This is a genomic window from Streptococcus sp. 9903, assembly GCF_013276625.1.
Classification (GTDB): Bacteria; Bacillota; Bacilli; order Lactobacillales; family Streptococcaceae; genus Streptococcus.
Window position 1 is genome coordinate 64,534 of record NZ_VMLI01000010.1, and the last position, 22,061, is coordinate 86,594.

The following is a 22,061-nucleotide window of genomic DNA, read 5'->3' on the forward strand; positions in this document are numbered from 1 at the left end:
CTTTTTTATGCTCAAAATTCTGTCTTAGGCTTTTTCACGAATGACCAAACCACCATCTTCCATGTCAGCTTCTAGGTGTTTAGCATCAAGGTTATCCAAGTGGAAGTCTGTGACTTTGTCACGGATTTGTTGTTCAACCACACGACGGAGTGGACGAACACCCATGACTTCATCGTAGCCTTCCTCAGTCATGTATTCTTTAGCAGCTTCGCTCACTGCCAAGTCAATGTCTTTCTTAGAAAGCGTCTTGTTAACTTCAACCAACATAAGGTCTACAATCTTAGAAAGATCTTCTTTGCTCAAGTGTGAGAATTCGATGACAGCATTGAAACGGTTAAGGAATTCTGGACGGAAGTAAGGTTTCAAACGATCCATCAATTCTGGTTTATCCGCATCTTCTGTCAAGTTAGCTTCGTAACCAAAGCCTGCGTTTGAAGTTGCGATAATCACCGTATTCTTGAAGTTGACAGTGTTACCTTGACCATCTGTCAAACGACCATCGTCCAAAACTTGAAGGAGAAGGGTGATGACTTGAGGGTCAGCCTTTTCAATTTCGTCGAGAAGGACGATTGAGTATGGATTGCGACGGACGCGTTCTGTCAAGGTATTGTTGTTGTCATCGTAACCAACATAACCTGCAGTTGTACCAATCAATTTAGATACGGCTGTGCGGTCGCTGTATTCTGACATGTCCAAACGGATGATAGCATCTTTCGTTCCAAACATATCTAGCGCCAATTGTTTAGCAAGTTCAGTCTTACCAACCCCAGTTGGACCTACAAAGAGGAAGCTACCGATTGGGCGATTGCCTTCATCAAAACCAGCACGGTTACGACGGATAGCTTTTGCTACTGCTTCAACGGCCTTATCTTGACCAATAACTTTCGTCTGCAAACGATGACCCATATCTTTCAAACGTTCGATGTCCGTAGCCCCCATTTGAGATACTGGAATACCGGTCATTCGTTCTACAGATTCAGCCACATCGTTGACACTTGCAGTCACTTTCATATCTTCTGTGTGGTTTTCGATTTTCTTTTCCAATTCTGCGATGCGTGTTTTATAGTTTAGAGCTGCTTCAAAATCTTCTGACTCAACAGCTTTTTCTTGCTTGTCTTTTTCTACCTCAATTTCACGTTCAACAGCATGCACATCTGTTACAGGATGCTGAGCTGCCAAGTGAGCCGCCGTTACATCGACCAGGTCGATAGCCTTATCTGGCAAGCTACGTTGAGGAATATACTGAACAGAATAATCTACTGCTGCTTTCAAAACTTCATCTGGCAAGATGACATTATGGTGTTGTTGATAGAGGTCACGAATTCCTTGAAGAATTTTATATGTATCCTCTGCTGAAGGAGCATTGACCTTGACTTCGTTGAAACGACGAGCAAGAGCTGCATTCTTCAAGATGGTGTTACGGTATTCATCTTGAGTCGTTGCCCCAATCACTGTCAATTCTCCACGAGAGAGAGCTGGCTTGAGAATATCCGCAAGCCCCTTAGAACCACTGTCACCTCCAGTAGAACCAGCACCGAGGATTTGGTGAATTTCATCAAAGAAGAGAATGATATTTCCCGCTTCTTTTACTTCATTGACTAAGTTTTGAACGTTTTCTTCAAAGCTACCACGGTATTGAGTACCAGCCTCAAGACCAGAGATATCAATGGAAATAATTTCCTTATTCTTAATAGCAGCTGGAACATCGCCGTTCACAATTGCTTGAGCAAGACCTTCGACAACAGCTGTCTTACCAACACCTGCATCTCCGACCAGAACAGGATTGTTCTTGGTACGACGTGAGAGGATCTCAGATGTTTCTTGAATTTCCTTGTTTCGTCCGATAACAGGATCCAACTTGCCCTCACGCGCTTCTGCAGTCAAGTTTCGACCCAGTTTAGCAAGGACACCGTCTTGTTTCATACCTGACGTATGTTGTGGCATTTGTCCATCAGTTTCTGAATTTCCTGGTAATTGACCAGTCGCACGATAGTGAGCAAATTCCTCAGGTGTCACTTCACGTCCATTAATTAAGTAACGGCGATTTTCAGAACTATATCCTCGCATACCACCCATCAATTGGTTAAATAAATCATCCATGTTGTTAAAATTATTAAAGTTGTTGTTCATATTTTTTACCTCTTTTTGTTTACTTAGTTATGATTACTGATATTGACTATCTTTGACCTTTGTGTTAAAAAATTTAGACTAGCTAAATGGCTACTCTAGGTACTATTTCTGGTTTTTCTTTTTCAAGAAGGAGTAGACTATCTTTACTTCTGAAGATTTCTAGATGAAACATAGACCCCACCTCTTTCTATTTTACTTTAAATAAGTGTTCTAGTAAGGTTTTCATTTACCTTACGTTCATAATATACTACATTAGTCAGAAAAGGTCAAGAGCTTTGACTTTGATTGACCAATATTTTTTATACTCTTCGAAAATCTCTTCAAACCACACCAGCTTCGCCTTATCTACAACCTCGAAACCGTGTTTTGAGCTGACTTCGTCAGTCTTATCCACAATCTCTAAGCTGTGCTTTGAGCAACCTGCGTCTAGCTTCCTAGTTTGCTCTTGATTTTCATTGAGCATAAGTGTTCTAGTAAGGCTTTCATTTACCTTACGTTCATAATATACTACATTAGTCAGAAAAGGTCAAGATATTTGACTTTAATTGACCAATATTTTTTAGAATGCAAAAACACCCTGAAACGTCAGGGTGCCATTCTTACATCAAATACAAAATTGTTAGCGTCAGGAGACTTGCTAGAAGTCCCACTCCCCAAAAGAAGAAGTCAACCTTCCACTCACTCCAAGGATTTCCTTTACCAGAAAATCCTCCAAGTTCAAAATGGTGATGCACAGGCGTCATACGGAAAATACGTTTACCACCTGTCAGTTTGAAATAGCTGACTTGCATCATGACTGAAGTTGTTTCAAAAACATACACAATTCCGATAATCAAGAGAGTCCATTCTTGGTGGAGGGCCATAGAGATAGCTGCCAACATTCCACCTAAAGCCAAACTTCCCACATCTCCCATAAAGACTTTAGCAGGCTTATGGTTAAAAACAAAGAACCCGAGCAAGCCACCAATCATTGCCAGAATCACCAGAAGAATATCCATCTGACCTTGCACATAGGCAATAACTCCATAGGCAGACAAACTAATCGCCACTGAAATACTAGCCAGACCGTCAATTCCGTCTGTCAAGTTCACTGCATTTGAAAAACCGACTAGCCAGAAAAGGGCGAAGAAAATATAGAAAAATCCCAAATGAACTGGATAACCAAATACAGAAAGGATATCGCCCCCACGCTCATAGAAAAGATAGAAGATAACTCCACCTAGAAGCTGAAGAGCCAATTTCTGCTTGGGATTTAGCCCCTCATTTATCTTACGGAAGACCTTGAGAAAGTCATCTAAAAATCCGACAAGTCCATAAAGGACCAAGATGAACAAAATCATTCCTACATTATTGCTGAATTGGCTACTAAATAGGGCAAAAAAGAAAGCAACCAAAACAGAAGCAATTAAGAAAACCAAACCTCCCATTGTAGGAGTCCCAGCTTTTGCCTGATGCTGTTTGACATCCTCATGCATCTGCTGGCCTGTAATTTGCGCCTTTCTATAAAATTGGATAAAGGCCGGAATTCCTACTACAGTTAGTAAAAATGTCACAATTCCAGCACTAATAGAAATAAACATATTAGTCTCCTAAAGTTAATTTAATTTTTTTAATGTTTTTGATAGCTGTATTAGTCCGAACATCTTGCTTCTGAACAACGGAACCTGAACCTTCAAATTCCAGTTCAATATCCAACCATTTAGCAAAGGTCTCGGCAGTCTCTTTTTTCCAGCCATACATGTCTGGAATTTCTTCTACCTTATCCGATAAAAGGAGAACTTGTTGGTTTGGTGCAAGATTGGTCCCTTCTTCTACAGAAGTCTCTTTAATCTTTGTTCCAGTACCTACAACGATTGGTTGCACAATATTTCGGCGTAAGGCTTCCGCCAACTCACCAGGTGAAATATCCTTGATGCTAGGCATTGCATAAGAAGATTCTGTCGTAACTTTATCTAAATTTTTGGCTGGAGATTGAAGATTGAGAGATTCTTTCATAGCTGAAGCCCGCTCCAAGATTGGGGTGGCAAATTCTCCCAACTGGATACCTGAATAATGCTCAGGCTGTTGAACCGTTACATACAAGATAAAATCAGGATTTTCAGCAGGATTCATAGTCACAGCTGAGAAAATATAATTGGTAGAACCAACCAAGTATCCTCCATTTTTCTCATCAGCGATTTGAGCCGTACCGGATTTAACTGCTACATTTTGTCCAGGAACTGTTATAATTGGCTTTCCTGTGTAGTGATTATACATAGTTCCATATAGAGGGTCCGTCCCAACTAAGATCATGTGATTTCGAGTTGTGCTTGCTGCCTCTTTGGAAACAGGATTTCCTACTATTTCTTTTTGTGACTTACGTACAGACTGATTGTTAGTATCATAAATAGCACTTATAAATTTTGGCTCCAGCATAACTCCATCATTAGCAATAGCTGTAAAGGCACGAAGCATTTGTGTTTGTGTCACTGAAATTCCTTGCCCAAATGAGCTTTGAGCAATACTAACAATATTATCAGCTGGAAGTTGACCAGCGTATTCATCTGTCAAGCCAAAGCGAGTTGGAACCCCAAATTTAAAGCGTTTTAGATAATCCAACCAAGTAGCATCTCCCATTTTTTGTTCAAGTAGACTCATTCCAACATTACTGGAGTGAGCGAAACCTTGTAAGAAAGTCATCATCCCACCAGTAGTCAAACCTTCATTAACATCCCAATCTCGAGTCGTCGCATCCGCTATTTTGAATTCACTGCTATTGAAGTATTCTCCACTTGGGAAGGTATTATTATCAATAGAAGAAGCTAACGTCATAACCTTCATGGCTGATCCTGGTTCATAGTTACTTTGATAAAGAATATCACGCCAAACAAAGTCCTCAGTGATTCCTTCTTTAGTATCTGCATTAAAGGTAGGTCGTTGGGTGGTAGCGAGGATTTCACCGGTCTTTGCACTGACCAAGGTCGCGGTCATATACTTACCTTTTACTTTTTCTAGAAAGGCATCCATCTGAGTTTCCATGAAAGATTGTAGCGGACTAGACAATGTTGTATAAACATCCTTGCCATCTACCGTTTGTTGGGAAACTTGTTCTGTTCCAGGTACAATATTACCCAGACGATCCTTTTCATAGGTAATAATGCCGTCTGTCCCTGCAAGAATACTGTTCAAGGAACTCTCCATTCCAGAGGTTCCCAGCAAGCTCTTGCTTCCATCTTCATTTTCATGGAGCTGAGCTAGACCGATAAAACTAGAAGCAAATTGTCCGTTTGGGTAACTACGATTGGGACTGGTTGTAAAATCAATCCCCTTGACCTCTGCAGTTTCCAACTCTTTTTTGATAGACATCATATTGGCATAGGTAATCCCATTACCCTTCGAACCAAAGGAAACTTGCTTGAGATTAGGTTGCGAGAGTTGCTCTCTTACATAGGATTCTTCCATGTCCAGATACTTATGAAAGACCTCTGCAACCTTGTTAAATTGTGTTTTTTCTACGTAAAGAATCTTACCCGTTGCTGACTTATAGTTCTCATCAATGACCGCATAGACATTATAAGATGTCGCATCCTCAGCAATCGGGACTCCATTTCGGTCATAAATAGTCCCACGTTTGGCAGGAACTGTACGGGTGGTTTGATGAACCTTCTTAGCTTCCTTCGCTAAATCTGTTCCAAAGCGAGTGCCCGTCCCAATAATGACCGCAAAATTGACTAAAAAAACGGCAAAAACAAAGACAGATAATAAACTCAGACTTTTTCCAACTCTGCGTCTGTTTTCAGCCGGCGATTTCCGATTTTTCGTCGCATAACGGATTACTCTTTTTGTCCACTTCATATCTTACTCCGCTATTCGAATATTTTCATTGTTTAATTGCAAATCGTGTGAATTGGCAATTTCTTTCAAACGTTCTGCACGTAATAGTTCATTGACCTCTTGCTTGGCATCGTCCAATTCGGTCTTCTTTTCCTCTATCTGCGCATTGATTTTTGTCAAATCATTCTGCACTTGCAAGAGCTTGGTCTGCATAAAAATAATACTAATGGCTACAATAAGAGTGGTTACAGCAATGGAAAAGTAAAAAGCTTTTTCCACACGCGAAAACCGTTTAAGTTGCATCTGTAGTATTTGACCTGTTTTTTCCATTCTTTCTGCCATCTTTTTTCCTCTTACTTGTGAATTTTTCTGGCCACGCGCAACTTGGCTGAGTGCGAGCGGTTATTGGCTTCTAATTCTTCTGCACTTGGCAAGATTGGCTTACGGGACACCAATTCCATCTTAGGTTTGAGATCATCTGGGATGAAAGGCAAACCTTTGGGAACTTCCACTGTTGAAGCTTCCTTGAACAATTGCTTGGTCAAGCGGTCTTCTAGCGAATGGAAGGTAATCACTGAGATTCTACCATCTAGAGCCAACATCTCCATAGCCTGCTGAATGGACTCATCTGCCGCTCCCAGTTCATCATTGACTTCAATTCGAATAGCCTGGAAAATCTGCTTGGCAGGATGGCCCTTCTTCTTGAGCTCCTTGGCAGGTTTGGCCGACTTGATAATCTCTGCTAACTCAGTCGTTGTCTCAATCGGCTTCACTTCACGCGCTTGCTCAATCTTACGCGCAATCTGTTTAGAGAATTTGTCCTCTCCATACTTGAAGAAAATACGAACTAAGTCATGATAGTCATAGTGGTTCACCACTTCATAGGCTGTCAGACTAGCATCCTGATTCATCCGCATGTCTAGTGGCGCGTCCTTTTTATAAGAAAAACCACGCTCACGCTGGTCCAATTGAGGACTAGACACTCCCAAGTCATAACAAATTCCATCAATTTCCTGAACACCAGCTTCGCGCAAACGTGCCTGTAAATGACGGAAGTTATCCTTGATAAAGGTCACCATTCCCTTCTCAATGTAAGGTGCCAAGTGTTTTTGCGCATTGTCAATGGCATTCTGATCCTGGTCAAAGGCATAGAGATGGCCTTTTTCACTTAATTTACTTAATAAATATTCGCTATGGCCTGATCCACCCAAAGTCGCATCAACGTAGATACCGTCAGGTTTTACGTCAAGCATATCAATCGTTTCGTGGAGTAAGACCGTTACATGATGAAATTCTTTTGTCATATCTTATCTATTTTACCACAAATCCGACCAGCTTGCACTTGTCAGACAAATAGGACAAGGAGACTACTATTTCTTCAAAAAATATGTCAAAAATACTTGACACTTTATGTTTAAAAGACTATAATATAGTCAAATATATACGACATAAATCAGAAAGGAGACCAGATGAATCGTGTGAAAGAATTTCGCAAGGAATTGGGTATTTCCCAGCTCGAACTCGCCAAGGATATCGGTGTCTCGAGACAGACTATCAATATGATTGAAAACGACAAGTACAATCCAACCTTGGAACTCTGTCTCAATCTCGCCCGCAGCCTCCAAACTGACCTCAACAGTCTCTTTTGGGAGGATAATTTTTAAAAAAGGAGCAAACTTATGAAAAAAGAAACCTTCACGGAAAAACTGATCAAACGCATCTACGGAATTTCTGGCCCTCTTGACGAACACAAACGACGCGAGGCTGATCGTATCGGCAATCAAGTTTTTATCATCCTCTTTTATCTGATGACATTTGGGAATCTCATCCCCGTCGTCCTCGCTTATAAATACCCGCAAATTGTCGCTATCGGCTATCCTCTTGTGGTATTCGGCATTTCGATGATTTCTGCTCTCTATGTGCTCTCCCAAACCAAAAAAACAGGGATTACAGCTATTGATCCAGATATGCTGAGTGAGAAAGAAAGTAAGCAACTACATTACCCTGGTCTGAAAGCTGGAATAGTCTATGGATTAATGAGTTTTTTTACAATCCCTCTTCTCCATATACTGCTAGGTGAGAGTCAGGACTATCTTCAGTCACTTCTTGCTTTTAAAAATATTTTTTCAAGCATCCTCCAGTCTGTCTTCTTTGGAGTGGTTATACAGATTCTCATCTCCCGTCGCATTGCAAAAACTAAGAAAAATCCGGATGAGGATTAGGAGGAAACTCATGAAAAAAGAAAAGAAACAGTTACGTTATCCTGGTCTGAAAGCAGGTTCGATTTATGGAACAGTGATATTTTTTATAATTCCACTTATTGATACCCTAACAAGTGAAAATCCAAATTTTATCACTTCTCTTCTAAATACAAAACATATTTTTAAAACTATACTGGGAGCTTTCTTTTTCGGAGTGATGATGCATATTGTCGACTCACTTCGTATTGCAAGAGCTAAAAAAGACCAAGATTAGGAGGTCCCCTATGAAATCACTATTAACTTTACTGACCTATCATCTTTTGTTCAGTTCTCTGCTTATCTTCATCATCATTTCAGGGAACTTAATCAGAGAGATATTCCTCGTGCTAGTCTTTATTCCAGCCCTTAACAAAGGACTGACTTATCTAAAGATTGACTCCCAAAAAACACGCATACTCAACTTAGCACTATGCTTTATGATTCTATCTTTACCACAACTGATGCTCATCTCAAGCGATTGGAAATATTATTTACTGCTGACTATCGCTAGCCTTTCTTCTATCACTTATCTTTATTATCTCTATCAACTCGTTAAAGAAGTCAATCAAAAACCGCTCATTTAGGAGGTTACTAGTATGAAAAAAGATGACTTAACCACTCGCTTACTTCGAAATCTCTTTCACATTCAGGGTCCTTTTGATGAATGCAGACAAGAGATTATCTACAAAGCTTGTGCCCGTTCTATGGTTCAAATCGTTTATTCTTCCTTCTTCCTCTTCTTGTTTTATCTGTTATTTGGACGCTTCATAGAGGCCGTTCGCTATGCCATGCCCTATGTTTACTCTGGACTCATCTTTTTCATTACCTTAAAGACTCAAAGAGCTGTCAAAGAACTCCATCTGGAAAAAGATGACAAGTCAGAAATCATCCTCAAAACCTACAGCAAAGCCCAAATCAAATTTCGAAGCTGGGTTGTGTTTATCGGTCTTCAGATTGTCCTCTTTACCCTACTCATCTTTCATAAAGTCTTCGTTCAGCAGATGTCCCTTCCAGATTTTGTGAAATTGCTCATGCAATTTGATAAAAGTGATCCTTTCCTGATGTATGGCCTGATTATCGGTAGTATTTTCGGAACCCTGACATACGGATTTCTATCATTACAGGAGGAGAAAACTCCTAAAAATACCAAACAGAAGGAGAAAAGCAAGCAATGACTTCACTATACGATTTTTCAGTCTTGAACCAAGACAAGCAAGAAACTCCACTAAATGCCTATCGTGGGAAGGTTCTTTTGGTTGTCAATACTGCTACCGGATGTGGTTTAACGCCCCAGTACCAGGGACTTCAAGAACTCTATGACCGCTATGAAAAACAAGGCTTTGAGATTTTAGACTTCCCTTGCAATCAGTTTATGGGACAAGCACCAGGCAGCGCAGAGGAAATCAACGCCTTCTGTAGCCTACACTATCAAACCACTTTCCCACGTTTTGCCAAGATCAAGGTCAACGGTAAGGAGGCAGATCCCCTCTATGTGTGGTTAAAAGACCAGAAATCTGGCCCACTAGGAAAACGAATCGAATGGAATTTCGCTAAGTTTCTCATTGGTCGTGATGGGCAGGTCTTTGAACGCTTCTCTTCAAAAACAGACCCCAAACAAATTGAAGAGGTCATACGAACCCTACTATAATTTCACAATCTCACTATGATTAGGTTTCCTTTAACCTGATGAATAGTGAGATTTTTTGATTGGCTTTGACTTATACTCTTCGAAAATCTCTTCAAACCGCGTCAACGTCGCCTTGCCATATGTATGGTTACTGACTTCGTCAGTTTCANNCAGTGTTTTGAGCAGCCTGAGGCTAGTTTCCTAGTTTGCTCTTTGATTTTCATTGAGTATTAAATAGAACAAATGAATAAATGTCTACTAGGAATATCATAAACATCATGAATTTTCATCAAACAAAAAGGACTTAGCTCTATGCAATACAGAACTAAATCCTTTGAATAAATAATTGATCTAACTTTTAGAATCCCTACAGAAATTCCAGTTTTTCTCTATTTGATACCAGACATTAGTTTTTCAATACGCGGAACGTAGAAGAGTAAGATAATACTGAATACAATCGTAATTCCTCCAACAATTCCATAGTAAGCGACTTCAGTTTCGCTTGTATAAAATTTTACAATTTGAGCATTGATAGCTTGGGCAGCTGCATTACTCAAGAACCAGATAGACATCATTTGTGCTTGGAAAGATTTTGGTGCTAGCTTAGTAGTGACTGATAGACCAATAGGCGAAATCAACATTTCCCCCACAATCACAATAGCCCAACTCATAATCAACCAGAAAGGACTGACCTTAACATCTGTCCCAAAGAACATCCCTGGTAACATCATCCACAAGAAGGATAAACCTGCTGCTAATAAACCGTAAGCAAATTTCTTAGAAGAGGACGGTTGCTTTTTACCCATTTTCCCCCACAACCATGCAAAAATCGGCACATAAATCATAATGAAAAGTGGATTGATACTTTGGAAAAAGCTAGATGGGAAATGAATCTGATTCCCAAATACATTAAAGTAAAGTCGAGTTTGATCATCCGCAAATAGAGCGAGAACAACAGACCCCTGCTCCTCAATAGACCAGAAGAGTACTCCAGCGATAAATAAAGGAATGTAGGCAAATACTCGGGATCTCTCAGTAGCAGTTATTTTCTGACTAGATAAAATTTTAAAGAAATAGTAGATTGGAATGATTACCGCAATTACTGTAAAGATATTAACAATCATATCCACGTTAAACTGGTGAGTAAAGACTAAACCTATAACCACAAGAATAACCATGACAAGTGTAATCAGCAAGCGTTTAATCAAGGTCTGCCGGTCCTTCTGTGAAAGTGGATCAGTAGGGTAAAGACTTGATTCAGGCAGGTATTTCTTCCCATCTAAAACATACTTCACCAGACCAAAGAACATCCCAATGGCAGCTAATGAGAAACCTAGATGGAAATTGACTTCCTGACCTAGATAACCTACTAAATAAGGGGCAACGAAGGCACCTAAGTTAATACCAAAGACAAAGATACTAAAACCTGCATCCCGTCTATCATCCTCTTTCTCATAAATTCCCCCCACCATATCTGAGATATTGGGTTTTAAAAATCCAGTTCCAAAGATAATCAAGGCAATAGAAAGATAGAGAGCCACTTGTCCAAAAGGTGTTGCCAAAGCAATATGCCCTAGCATAATCAGAATCCCACCGTAAAAGACAGTCTTACGGCTTCCTAAAATACGGTCACTGACAAAACCACCGATAACCGAGGACAAAAATACCAGCGAGCCATAAATCGCCATAACCGATGCAGCCGTGGTCTTATCCATCCCCAACCCACCATCTTGCACACTATAGTACATATAGTAAAGTAGGATAGCTCGCATCCCATAGTAAGAAAAGCGTTCCCACATCTCTGTAAAGAAGAGGGTGGACAAGCCCATAGGATGTCCAAAAAATGTTTTCTGTTTTTCCATATATATTCTCCTTGAACGATATAATAATTCATTTTACAGAATTTTCAAATAAATGTCAAACAAATCCTGTTTGTTTTAGAAAATTTTCTGAAAAAATCACACGTCTCATACTTAATTCCATCATAGAAATCCATTTCAGACTAACTTCCACTTCAGCCAGGCAAGTGGAAGTTACGTTGAAAAATCACCTTTAAAAATTTGCTATTGTTTCGTTTAAAAATGTTTCAAACCTTGAAACATACTTATCCTTTCCTCTTCAGTAAACAAAAAACATCCCTATGCCAAACTTGTAATTACTAAAATACAAGCCAATAAGCATAGAGATGTAAAACTGTTACACATTAAAAAATAAATAATTAGTAATCAAATAATAGAAATTGTGTACGAAATTTCTCAATTAGTTTTCATTAGTAAATATCATTTCCAACAAACGCCCTCTCAATTCCTTATCCTGATGATGTAAGATATTCATTAACTCATGAGAATTTTTGGCATTGATGAATTGATTTAACAATCTATCTTTTAATTCATATGGAAGAGAAGCCGTCTTTAGTAGTCTAAAAACTTCATCATTTAGAGATGTCGTTTTATTATCTTTCAATTCAAATCTAGCTGTATCATTCTTATTTGGCAATTCAATGATAGACACATTCGTTCCTTTAAAATGAATTCTATGCCTTCTATTACTTGGAACGATACTAGAATCTCCTTGTAATGTTAACTCTACCATCCCCATTTCCCAATCGATTGATAATCTTGTTTTATATCTTTGACCATTTTGATCTTCAAGCATTTCAAAAGAATGTTGTTTGCCTGGGAATACATACCAATCTACAACTTCAGGTAAATCAACACCCATACCTATCTTAGAACCAACTAAGGGAATGATTGCACCACTTTTTGCAAACACAGGTATCGTCGAAATGTCTCTATAAACACTTAACTTCACACCACCTGTGTACTTTTTCTCTGAAAAGAAGTCATACCATTCACCTTCAGGGAACCATACATCCACTTTTGCAGATTGGAATGCCAAATCCATCTTTTCTACAATGGGAGCCACCATCAGTTCTGTTCCAAAAAAGTATTGATTTGGAACATTATAGCTCTCATCATTCTCTGGGTAGAAATAATACATTGGGCTGATTAATGGGGCACCTTCCTCATGTGTTTTTACATTCATGGTATATAGATATGGAATCATCTGATGTCTCAAACGAAGGTATTTCTTCATAATCTTAGATGTTGTTTCTGAAAAAAACCAAGGTTCTTTACTATTAAAGGGACTTCTAGAACTATGTAATCGAGTTATCGGACTAAAAACGCCAAACTGTAGCCATCTGGTTTGTAGCTCTTCGTCATAATTCCCCAGCATGTGTCCACCGATATCATGACTCCACCAACTATAACCGATATTAGATGCTGTCGCTGTAAAATAAGGTTGAAATCTTAAGGAATTCCAACTAATAATAGTATCTCCTGAAAAACCAACAGGGTAGCGGTGACTACCAGGACCTGCATATCTTGATAAAATCAAGCCACCTTCTGCATTTTTACAACTATCCTGATAGTGATAATGGTTTAAAAGCCATAGTGGATCCAACATGCCTTGTGTCCCTTGTTGCCAGTCAATCCACCAAAAATCTACTCCCTGTTTTTCTAGCTCATAATGAACATCTTTAAAGTAGGCTTCCCGAAAAGATGGATTAAAAAAATCAAAAATGGCAGGTTCTTCTAGTTTTACATTTAACCCCAATCGTTTGGCGACCCGAGGATAAGCTTCTTCATAAGCCCGTATACCATCAGCAGGATGGACATTTAAGGAAAGTTTTAACTTTCTATCATGCAGTTGTTGCAATAACTGTTCTGGATTAGGTATTAAGTTTCTATTCCAACTATATCCTGTCCAGCCACTTCCAAAACGAGCTGGAATGTCAGTGATATGCCAATCCATATCTAACACACCGATAGATAATGGAATGTTCTCTGTTTCAAATCTGTCTATTAAATCCAAGTATTCATCCGACGTATAAGGCCAATACCTACTCCACCAATTGCCTAAAGCATATCTTGGCAACAAGGGTGTTGAACCAGTCAAATGGTAAAAGTCTCTGATTGCTCCTCTATAATCATGCCCATAGGCAAAGAAATACAGGTCAATTTGATTTTCTCTCTCAATATAACCAGACTGTTCATCCCAAATAAATCCTTGAGAATCATCCAATAAGGCTATACCATTTCTGCTAATAATTCCATCTTCTAACGAGATTGCTCCATCTGCCTCATCCAGAGTCCGAGCTGTTCCTTTTAACGTTTCAATAGATTCACCAAAATACCAGCGACTACCATATACGGCAAAATTTCCTTTTAATTCTATAAATAAATTTTCGGCGTTAAATTCTCCTTTATTAAAGTGCAAATGAAAATAGTCCGTCATAATATCTAGTACGTTTGATGTCTCGATATAATCTAACGAAACTTGGCCAAAATCTCTATTATAGATAAGTTGTGTCGTTCTATCCTCAAAACTTCCAGTTTGAGAGTATTCTAACCTTACTAACTTGTCTGTTAATACAGAGATTCGATAAAACTCTCCCTTAAAAATTTTCAATTTGTTTTCCTCCTTTTAGTAAATTTCTTTACCTTATCAAACATTTTATTTGTTATCGTTACATTCATCAATCCGCAAAAAGCAAATCCCCCAAATGTAAATACGTAAATAGCTGTTAAAACTCGTTCTGGACTACTAAAACTCATATACAGTACAGACATATTAAATAAAACCAACATGATAGCTTGTATTGGATTTAACATACAAATTAATACGCTATTTACAATACTATTTTTTAGATTATCTTTAAATAGACCAATATAGGGAAAAATAACACTCATCAAAAGTATTATAACAAATAAAAAGGAAAAGGGCAACACTAACAATAAACTATACTCTGAAAGTAAACTTGAATAGCCCCAAAGACAATAGTTCACATATAAAAGTAATTCTATTAGGAGGATAAACAACCAAATAAAAGTTGATTGTTTAAAATTTTGTCTAAAGATCCGAAAATAATGATAAGCAATATCGGTATCTTTACCTTTTAAAATACGATACCACATTGTCGTAAGAGAAGTTAATGATGCCCCAATTGTAACTATTGGAATACAACTAACAATAAATAGAGTATTTAAAATAATTAAATCTGTCAAAAAAGTTAAAATTCTAACCACTTTTCCATCTAATGAAAATAATTTTTGCATAATAGATATCTCCATAAAATCGATTGCCTTAACTCTATATTTTAGAATGTCAGTTGCACAAAAATATTACCTAAATTATTTAAAAAACATTTCCAAATTTCTTTAAAAATCAGAATAAAGGAAGCGAGATAATCTGATGTCATCAGTCTCGCTTCCTGTAATTAGCTAGTCCCTTGTTCATACAACCAAGAGTTCATATAAAGTATTACTCTTTTACTTCTTTTTGGTAACGATTATATGCTTCCTGTTGAATCTTCATAAATTCGTCCAATCCCATATTCTTAAGAGTTTCTTTGTATGAATCCCATTCTTTTTCTATGCCACCTTCAACTACCCATTTAGATGCTTGTTGTTTGACATAAGATTCAATACTCACATAGATTGATGATAATTTGTTAAGCTCTTCTTGTGAATAAATCACATTAGGGTAAGCTGGCAACGCAAATTGTTTCAAATCTTGGTCCATCTTCAATTTCAATCCATCACCTTGTGTTTGATCGATTTCTACGCGACCATTGATATCATCGCTTACGTATTTAGGACCAAAATCTCGAAGTGAATGAATCCATGCCCATTCATCAGCTGATTTACCATCTTTAGGAGGTAACACTTTAAACTTATCACCATTCTTTTCAGTAGCTATTCCAAATGATCCATAGAAATTCTGAATACTTGCTTCATCTGTATATAATTTATCCAACCATTTCAATAATTTAGCAGGGTTTTTGCTCTTATTTGTAATCAAAATTTCATTTCGACCATAGTTGTAATGATCTGGATCAGAAAAGACATATTGTTTACCATCCATACCTTTTAAAGCAGGTAGAGCAATATATTCACTTGAATGTAAGCCAAACGTTGCATCTGCTGTCCAACCACTAGAAACACCTACTCTAGATACTCCCTTATCCATACGTTTTGCTACACTCATAGAGGTATCTTCTGTAAAGATTTCCGGATCAATCAAACCTTTTTTATAAGATTCGTGCATTGCTGCAATCCCTTGTTTATAACTTTCCTCTGTACGAAGGTAGACTGGTTTCCCATCTTTTACAGACATTTCATACGTATTATCTGCCCCTAAACGATTATTGAACGGAAGAATATATGAGAATGTTGGATCAAAGTTTCCTGCTCCGAATGGAATTTCATCAGAAGCATCTCCATTTCCGTTCGCATCTTTATCCTTAAATTCTTGTAGTACTTTTACTAAATCATCATAAGTTTCTGGAACCTTTAATCCTAAATTATCCAGCCACTTTTTATTAATAAATAGCTGATTAGCTACTGTAGGACGCATCGGTAATTTTTTAGGTAGACTGTAGATATGACCATCTGGTGAAGTAATCATAGCTTTAATCTTAGGTTCTTTCTCCATAGCCTTAGTTAAATTTGGCATGTTTTCTTTGATTAAATCTTCCAATGGAATAAATAAAGATTGGTTCTGAGCAATTTCTGAATCTGTAAAAGCATTTGAACCTAAAAATGCATCTGGTAAATCTCCACTAGCAACCAACACAGATTTCTTATCTGCCCAATCTGCGGCTACAAGTGTATCCCATTTAACATCAATACCTGCTTCCTTGGCCGAATCTGTTAGAAAACCTTTATGATAATCTTCCCCCCAGTCAGACCAACGAACAGTTGTGATTTTATAAGAATCTTCTCCAGACTTATCGTCCTTATTCGCATTATTGGAATTTGCACAGGCTGTTAAGCCAGCAAGTGTAACTGTTCCTAAGAACAAATATGTAAATGATTTATGTTTCATGTTTTTCTCCTATTCTTTCAAGGCTCCAATCATTACGCCTTGATTAAAATATTTTTGAACAAAGGGATACAACAACATAATCGGAGCGGTTGAAATAACAATTGCTGCATATTTCATCATATCAGCTTTGATACGAAGATCTGATGCAACTTCTCCTGTTGCTTGCGATTGTAACATTTGATTACTAATTAGTAAACGTCGTAAAATTAATTGCAATGGCTGTAAATTTTCATTCGTTAAATAAATTAAAGCATTAAACCACGAATTCCAAATACCAACTGCAGTCCAAAGTCCAATAACTGCTATAATAGCTTTTGATAACGGAACAACTATTTTAATAAAATAACGAATTGTACCACAGCCATCAATTTGCGCAGCCTCCCACATCCCGTCTGGAATACTATTATTAAAGAAAGTTCTAGCAACAATAATATTGTATGATGAAACTGCAAAAGGTATTACCATTACCCAAAATGTATCAATCAAGCCTACATTCTTTACTGTTAAGTAGGTAGGAATCAAGCCACCTGATACAAACATAGGGATTATGTATAGAATACTCATCCACTTTCTACCAACTAATTCTTTTCTAGATAAAGCATAACCAGCTGGAATATTGACTACTAAAGCAACTAAGGTACCAACAACAGTATATAAAATGGTATTTAAATAGCTACGCAAAAATAAAGGTTGTTGAATAAGACGTAAATATCCATCTAATTTCCATTCTCTAGGAATAAACCATACCTTCCCATTTGCAACATCTGAAGGATTACTAAAAGATGCAATCACTACAAACCATAACGGATAAACAATTAACAGGATAAGGAAAATTGCTAAACCATAGGTAACTATATCAAATAATAATTCAGAGTTTGTTTTTCTTGATTTATGAAACCATTTCACCTTGAGCACTCCTTCCTTTAAAAAAGACCCGTTCTAGTATATCTTTTCGAGAACCAGTTAACAGATAACAAAATTATTAGATTGACTACGGTGTTAAATAACCCTATAGCTGTCGAATAACTATACTGAAAGTTCACCATACCAACTTTATAAACATAGGTCGAAATTATCTCACTTCCTGCTAAATTAAGAGGATTCTGTAGTAGTAACACTTTCTCAAAACCTACACTTAATAAACTACCTGCTCTTAATATTAATAAAATCATAGCAGTCGGCAAAAGCAATGGTAATTCTATATGCCGAATTTTTTGTAACCTAGAAGCACCATCCATAGTTGCAGCCTCATAATATGTAGGATCAATTGCAGAAAGCGCCGCTAGATAAATAATACTATCCCAACCAATATGTTGCCATACATCACTCCAAACATAAACACCTGCAAAATGACTAGGTTTTGATAAAAAATCTGGAATAGTGATTCCAATAGACTTAAATACATTCGCTAACAAACCACTAGTAGGAGATAAAAATAAGATGATCATCCCACACATAACCATTGTAGAGATAAAATGAGGTAAGTAAGTTGTCACTTGAAATATTTTTCTAAATTTCCCAACTCTTAACTGATTACTAATGATAGCTAGTATAATAGGTAAGGGGAATCCTACTACAATACTATAAAGTGAAATTTTTAATGTATTGAACATAGTTGTCCCGAATTGGAATGATGAGAAAAATTGAGTAAAGTACTTAAATCCTACCCACTGACTAGCAAAGATACCATTGGCTGGTGAATAGTCTTTAAATGCAATAATTAGTCCCAACATGGGAATATAGGAAAATAAAATTAATAGCAATATTGAAGGAAAAAGTAATATATATAACGGAATACTATGCTTTAATTTTATTTTATGAAGTTGAGATGCTACTTTCATGTTTTTCCTCCCATCTGATTTTCTACGATTATTTTACACCATATAGAATTCCCTTAATAGAACTTTTTGGACTAGGTTTATCAATTCTTCAGTTTTTTAATTTTAAAAACTATTACTTTTCCGACATCTTGATAAAACATATCTGTTTTGTTACATGATATCGTATTTTCAAAGTGCTATAATTTTAAGAGGAGAATAGTATATGAAATTAAATCACGACTTATCAAAAAAACATTCCATTCATTTTTTCTTTAAACTCCTACTTGTACTACTATTGATAAATATTTTAATCAATATTGCTATGAGTAACATAACTAGAAATTTTATTAAAAACCAAAATATAGTACACCTACGTAGTTCAATTGAAATTTATGCTGATTCTGTTAATGAGAAGTTGCATTCTGTAGAACGCTTTATGTACTCAACAATAACGCATAATGAATCTTTAGAGAACTTAAATCATGTACAAACGTTTCTTGACTATCAAGAAAATTTCAAAAAAGTTCAAACTAGCTTTGCAGAGTTTGAATATCAAAATGAAACTCATATGACATTCTTATTAGAAACCGATAGTACTGAACATTTTATAAACGTCTCCAATCTTTATATTCCATATGAAGATTATCTACTATTAAAATCAAATCTAAAATCATTGCGTAGTGATATAAGTGACCGTAAATGGAAAAATGTAACTACTAAAAACAGCGAATACTTAGTTAAATCTGTTCATTACGAAGGAAAAATCATTTATGCCGTCATATCTTCAGAAGACATCCTAAAACCTCTAAGAAAACTCAATATTGGAAATAATGGTAAACTTTCCCTAAAAGAGCCTAACAATATACCCTCCGAAAACTACCTGATTCATGCTCAAAATGAAAAAACGCATTTACCTTTCGATATTTATGTTTTAGTCGATTATGCCGAAGTCTTTAGAAATATCACACTTTTAGAAGTATTTTTATCAGCTGTTCCTATCATTATCACCATTTTATCAATCATCATTATCCTGTATATTCGTCAGTGGATGATTAAACCTCTAACAAGACTCACTGAACGACTCTCTCAACTTGGGGACTCCATCCCCCCTTCTGAATTTTTTATATCTGAAGGTATACTAGAAATTGATAAGGCAAATGATAAACTTAATAAAGTAATATTTGACATGCAAGAATTAAAAATACGGGAATACCATTCACAACTAGAACTTAAGAAGATAGAACTTAATTATCTTAAGAACCAAATTCGTCCGCATTTCTATTTAAATATGTTATCAATGATTCATAGTATGCTTCAAACAAAAAACTATAAGGAAATTGAAGAGTTAACTATCCTCACTTCAAATTATCTCCGTCATTTATTTATGGCTAATCAAGATTTTTCAGAACTTAAAGATGAAGTTCAGCATATTAAAGATTATTTAGAAATACAACGAATTCGATATGGAAATAGTATCTACTTTTCACTAGACTACAATTCTGAGCTACAAAATACTCTTGTTCCATCGTTACTTTTACAAACATTTATTGAAAATACAATCAAACATGGTTTTTCATTTCAGGATTTATTTACAATTTTGCTATCAATAAAAAAAGTAAAAACTGAGAACTCAGATTATATTCAGATTTGTATCGAGGATAATGGTCCAGGTTTCTCTGAAGAAATTTTATCAAAACTAAATCAGAAACAGTCTCTAATAACAGAAGATGGACATCATATTGGGATCACAAACACCATCGAACGTTTAAATCTTCTCTATCCTAATGACTATAGTATTGCATTTGAAAATAATGAAGAAGGTGGGGCTAAAATTCTTTTACTTATTCCATACAAGATTATAGATGGAGGTTATAATGAACATCTTATTAGTTGATGACGATCGTTTTATCATTGAAGCTTTACGAGAGAAAATAAATTGGGATAAACTACACATTGACACTGTTTATGTTGCCTATAGCCTCACTCAAGCTCAAAATATTATTAGAGAGAATCCTATTGATCTCATGATAAGCGATATAGAAATGCCTCAAGGTAGTGGCCTCGAACTCTTATCGTGGATTAGAAATGAAAAATATGATATAAAAACAATTTTTTTAACCAATTACGCCGACTTCAACTATGCTCAAAAAGCAATTGAATTGCAAAGCTTCGAATACTATCTAAAACCCATTAACTTTGAAAAATTAGAATTTATTATTCAAAAAGCCATTAGTAAAATTGAGAATCATAACTTAAATGGAAAAAATGATTCGCTTTTACAAATAGAAGATAATTTCTGGTATGATTACCTTAGAAAACCTCAAATTTCTCGCATTGATGAGCTAGAAATAATAGCAAGCAAACAAGATTTTATTCTTCAAAAACACCAGTATTTTTTTCTTGCAGTTTTAACAATCAATCTTAATGAAGAAGATTATTCTGCAGAAACTCCATCATGGACTTCTCAACTAAAAAGAGAACTTCAAAGAATTTCACAACCTTCTTATAAGCTGATAAGTTTGTTCAAGATGGAAAGCCAGGTTGATCAATATGTTTGTCTCTTTAGAGTAGACTCATCCAAACGTAGTGACAAATTGGCATATGAGATTCATTCTCAAATTTCTAATAACTTTAGTAAATACTCAAACATTATATATAAGAGTTGCCATAAAATATCCGATGTTTTATTTCATACCAAAGAACTCTACACTTATAATGAACAATATGTTTCTTATTGGAATACTGTTACATGTGTTCCACATAGTTTCCCAACTTCCTTTAAAACAGAAACTCTTTCAATTACTTTTTTAGATACCTTAAGTGAATACGAATTAAGAGAAAAAATTAATTCACTTGCTTATAATTCTCAAATTCCTACTTTCACACTACAACAAATTTTACTAGATTGGACTCAACAAATAGGAATATATCTAGATCAAAATGGAATCTCGGCGCATAAATTATTCCAAAACAGTACTCATGATTTCTTATTCCAACGACGCTTTCATTCAATTGAATCTTTTCAGGATTACTTTGATTATTACTGGTCACATGCTAAGAAATTTGCAACAAACATTGAAAACCAGAAAAATAGTATTCAACGCATTGTCGAATACATAGATCATCACTACTATGAGGATATAAATCGTTCTATATTAGCAGATATGGTTTATCTCAGCGCAGATCACTTAGCTAGAATTTTTAAAAAAGAAACTGGAGAAACTCTTGTTAAATATATAACGGATAAGCGCATTAATGCTGCTAAATCTCTCCTATCTCAAACAAATATCTCGATATCACAAGTATCTTGTCAAGTAGGGTATGATAATTATTCTTACTTTACTAAAATTTTTAAACAAAGGACTGGACTTTCTCCTGGAGATTACCGTAAAACATATCAAAATAAAATGTAAGCAATCTAAATCATTGAAATGATAAGTAAAATTCAAGGTCTGTAGTAATTTTTGACATTCTACAGTTTTTCCAAAGATAAGTCTGGGACAATAGTCTCTTATGTCCCAAAAAAAGCAACGGATTTAC

Annotated in this window: 19 protein-coding genes; 8 read left to right on the plus strand and 11 right to left on the minus strand. The window is 36.3% G+C overall.

Annotation, left to right across the window (positions count from 1 at the left end):
* Positions 1–24 precede the first annotated feature (24 nt).
* From HT696_RS05000 to rsmH, 5 genes are all read right to left on the minus strand, one after another.
* Entirely contained in the window at positions 25–2,130 is a 2,106-nt protein-coding gene (locus tag HT696_RS05000; RefSeq protein WP_173282735.1) for an ATP-dependent Clp protease ATP-binding subunit, read from the minus strand.
* Between the two features lie 599 nt (positions 2,131–2,729).
* Complete coding sequence (gene mraY, locus HT696_RS05005) at positions 2,730–3,710, minus strand: phospho-N-acetylmuramoyl-pentapeptide-transferase (RefSeq protein WP_173282734.1); 981 nt, start codon at positions 3,708–3,710, stop codon at positions 2,730–2,732.
* Position 3,711: 1 nt separating this feature from the next.
* Complete coding sequence (pbp2X, locus tag HT696_RS05010) at positions 3,712–5,964, minus strand: penicillin-binding protein PBP2X (protein WP_173283388.1); 2,253 nt, start codon at positions 5,962–5,964, stop codon at positions 3,712–3,714.
* Positions 5,965–5,967: 3 nt separating this feature from the next.
* Positions 5,968–6,285, minus strand: coding sequence for a cell division protein FtsL (gene ftsL / locus HT696_RS05015; protein ID WP_000840840.1), 318 nt, complete (start codon positions 6,283–6,285; stop codon positions 5,968–5,970).
* 11 nt (positions 6,286–6,296) lie between these two features.
* Positions 6,297–7,247 (minus strand): 16S rRNA (cytosine(1402)-N(4))-methyltransferase RsmH, encoded by a 951-nt coding sequence (gene rsmH, locus HT696_RS05020; protein ID WP_138702533.1) that lies wholly within the window; start codon positions 7,245–7,247, stop codon positions 6,297–6,299.
* Positions 7,248–7,412: 165 nt separating this feature from the next.
* Here rsmH and HT696_RS05025 point away from each other — a divergent pair, with 165 nt between their 5' ends.
* The 6 genes from HT696_RS05025 to HT696_RS05050 are packed head-to-tail and all read left to right on the plus strand — an operon-like array spanning position 7,413 to position 9,831.
* The gene (locus HT696_RS05025; protein ID WP_001082471.1) at positions 7,413–7,607 is read left to right on the plus strand and encodes a helix-turn-helix transcriptional regulator; all 195 of its coding nucleotides are present in this window, start codon (positions 7,413–7,415) and stop codon (positions 7,605–7,607) included.
* 15 nt (positions 7,608–7,622) lie between these two features.
* Positions 7,623–8,165 (plus strand): DUF3278 domain-containing protein, encoded by a 543-nt coding sequence (locus HT696_RS05030; protein ID WP_173282733.1) that lies wholly within the window; start codon positions 7,623–7,625, stop codon positions 8,163–8,165.
* A 10-nt stretch (positions 8,166–8,175) separates the two neighbouring features.
* Complete coding sequence (locus HT696_RS05035; protein ID WP_000711746.1) at positions 8,176–8,418, plus strand: hypothetical protein; 243 nt, start codon at positions 8,176–8,178, stop codon at positions 8,416–8,418.
* 10 nt (positions 8,419–8,428) lie between these two features.
* Positions 8,429–8,767, plus strand: coding sequence for a hypothetical protein (locus HT696_RS05040; RefSeq protein WP_173282732.1), 339 nt, complete (start codon positions 8,429–8,431; stop codon positions 8,765–8,767).
* Between the two features lie 12 nt (positions 8,768–8,779).
* Positions 8,780–9,358: a DUF3278 domain-containing protein gene (locus tag HT696_RS05045; RefSeq protein ID WP_173282929.1), complete on the plus strand. Its 579-nt coding sequence runs from the start codon at positions 8,780–8,782 to the stop codon at positions 9,356–9,358.
* Positions 9,355–9,831 carry a glutathione peroxidase gene (locus HT696_RS05050; RefSeq protein ID WP_173253036.1) on the plus strand — a complete coding sequence of 159 codons (477 nt, stop codon included), beginning with the start codon at positions 9,355–9,357 and terminating at the stop codon, positions 9,829–9,831. Before HT696_RS05045 ends, HT696_RS05050 begins: the two co-directional genes overlap by 4 nt.
* 368 nt (positions 9,832–10,199) lie before the next feature.
* Here HT696_RS05050 and HT696_RS05055 read toward each other — a convergent pair whose 3' ends face one another.
* The 6 genes from HT696_RS05055 to HT696_RS05080 all read right to left on the minus strand — a co-directional run bounded on the left by HT696_RS05055 (position 10,200) and on the right by HT696_RS05080 (position 18,542).
* Positions 10,200–11,672 (minus strand): peptide MFS transporter, encoded by a 1,473-nt coding sequence (locus HT696_RS05055; protein WP_173253035.1) that lies wholly within the window; start codon positions 11,670–11,672, stop codon positions 10,200–10,202.
* A gap of 397 nt (positions 11,673–12,069) precedes the next feature.
* Positions 12,070–14,283 (minus strand): TIM-barrel domain-containing protein, encoded by a 2,214-nt coding sequence (locus HT696_RS05060; RefSeq protein WP_173283389.1) that lies wholly within the window; start codon positions 14,281–14,283, stop codon positions 12,070–12,072.
* On the minus strand, positions 14,280–14,930 hold the full coding sequence (locus HT696_RS05065; protein ID WP_173283390.1) for a YesL family protein: 651 nt from the start codon (positions 14,928–14,930) through the stop codon (positions 14,280–14,282). Before HT696_RS05065 ends, HT696_RS05060 begins: the two co-directional genes overlap by 4 nt.
* Before the next feature lie 205 nt (positions 14,931–15,135).
* Positions 15,136–16,701, minus strand: coding sequence for an extracellular solute-binding protein (locus HT696_RS05070; protein ID WP_173283391.1), 1,566 nt, complete (start codon positions 16,699–16,701; stop codon positions 15,136–15,138).
* Between the two features lie 9 nt (positions 16,702–16,710).
* A complete protein-coding gene (locus HT696_RS05075) occupies positions 16,711–17,607 on the minus strand; it encodes a carbohydrate ABC transporter permease (RefSeq protein WP_000870790.1) in 897 nt (298 codons plus the stop codon).
* A 17-nt stretch (positions 17,608–17,624) separates the two neighbouring features.
* Entirely contained in the window at positions 17,625–18,542 is a 918-nt protein-coding gene (locus HT696_RS05080) for an ABC transporter permease subunit (RefSeq protein ID WP_172931953.1), read from the minus strand.
* A gap of 202 nt (positions 18,543–18,744) precedes the next feature.
* Between HT696_RS05080 and HT696_RS05085 the strand changes: the two genes are divergently transcribed.
* The gene (locus HT696_RS05085) at positions 18,745–20,415 is read left to right on the plus strand and encodes a histidine kinase (RefSeq protein ID WP_173283392.1); all 1,671 of its coding nucleotides are present in this window, start codon (positions 18,745–18,747) and stop codon (positions 20,413–20,415) included.
* Positions 20,396–21,934 carry a helix-turn-helix domain-containing protein gene (locus tag HT696_RS05090; RefSeq protein WP_173283393.1) on the plus strand — a complete coding sequence of 513 codons (1,539 nt, stop codon included), beginning with the start codon at positions 20,396–20,398 and terminating at the stop codon, positions 21,932–21,934. The genes HT696_RS05085 and HT696_RS05090 overlap by 20 nt, the downstream gene beginning before the upstream one ends.
* The last annotated feature ends 127 nt before the right edge of the window (positions 21,935–22,061 follow it).

What these genes read in the sequence shown, in the direction of transcription:
- HT696_RS05000 (WP_173282735.1), bottom strand. Translation starts at nt 2,130, where the DNA reads ATGAACAACAACTTTAATAATTTTAACAACATGGATGATTTATTTAAC.
- mraY (WP_173282734.1), bottom strand. Translation starts at nt 3,710, where the DNA reads ATGTTTATTTCTATTAGTGCTGGAATTGTGACATTTTTACTAACTGTA.
- pbp2X (WP_173283388.1), bottom strand. Translation starts at nt 5,964, where the DNA reads ATGAAGTGGACAAAAAGAGTAATCCGTTATGCGACGAAAAATCGGAAA.
- ftsL (WP_000840840.1), bottom strand. Translation starts at nt 6,285, where the DNA reads ATGGCAGAAAGAATGGAAAAAACAGGTCAAATACTACAGATGCAACTT.
- rsmH (WP_138702533.1), bottom strand. Translation starts at nt 7,247, where the DNA reads ATGACAAAAGAATTTCATCATGTAACGGTCTTACTCCACGAAACGATT.
- HT696_RS05025 (WP_001082471.1), top strand. Translation starts at nt 7,413, where the DNA reads ATGAATCGTGTGAAAGAATTTCGCAAGGAATTGGGTATTTCCCAGCTC.
- HT696_RS05030 (WP_173282733.1), top strand. Translation starts at nt 7,623, where the DNA reads ATGAAAAAAGAAACCTTCACGGAAAAACTGATCAAACGCATCTACGGA.
- HT696_RS05035 (WP_000711746.1), top strand. Translation starts at nt 8,176, where the DNA reads ATGAAAAAAGAAAAGAAACAGTTACGTTATCCTGGTCTGAAAGCAGGT.
- HT696_RS05040 (WP_173282732.1), top strand. Translation starts at nt 8,429, where the DNA reads ATGAAATCACTATTAACTTTACTGACCTATCATCTTTTGTTCAGTTCT.
- HT696_RS05045 (WP_173282929.1), top strand. Translation starts at nt 8,780, where the DNA reads ATGAAAAAAGATGACTTAACCACTCGCTTACTTCGAAATCTCTTTCAC.
- HT696_RS05050 (WP_173253036.1), top strand. Translation starts at nt 9,355, where the DNA reads ATGACTTCACTATACGATTTTTCAGTCTTGAACCAAGACAAGCAAGAA.
- HT696_RS05055 (WP_173253035.1), bottom strand. Translation starts at nt 11,672, where the DNA reads ATGGAAAAACAGAAAACATTTTTTGGACATCCTATGGGCTTGTCCACC.
- HT696_RS05065 (WP_173283390.1), bottom strand. Translation starts at nt 14,930, where the DNA reads ATGCAAAAATTATTTTCATTAGATGGAAAAGTGGTTAGAATTTTAACT.
- HT696_RS05070 (WP_173283391.1), bottom strand. Translation starts at nt 16,701, where the DNA reads ATGAAACATAAATCATTTACATATTTGTTCTTAGGAACAGTTACACTT.
- HT696_RS05080 (WP_172931953.1), bottom strand. Translation starts at nt 18,542, where the DNA reads ATGAAAGTAGCATCTCAACTTCATAAAATAAAATTAAAGCATAGTATT.
- HT696_RS05085 (WP_173283392.1), top strand. Translation starts at nt 18,745, where the DNA reads ATGAAATTAAATCACGACTTATCAAAAAAACATTCCATTCATTTTTTC.
- HT696_RS05090 (WP_173283393.1), top strand. Translation starts at nt 20,396, where the DNA reads ATGAACATCTTATTAGTTGATGACGATCGTTTTATCATTGAAGCTTTA.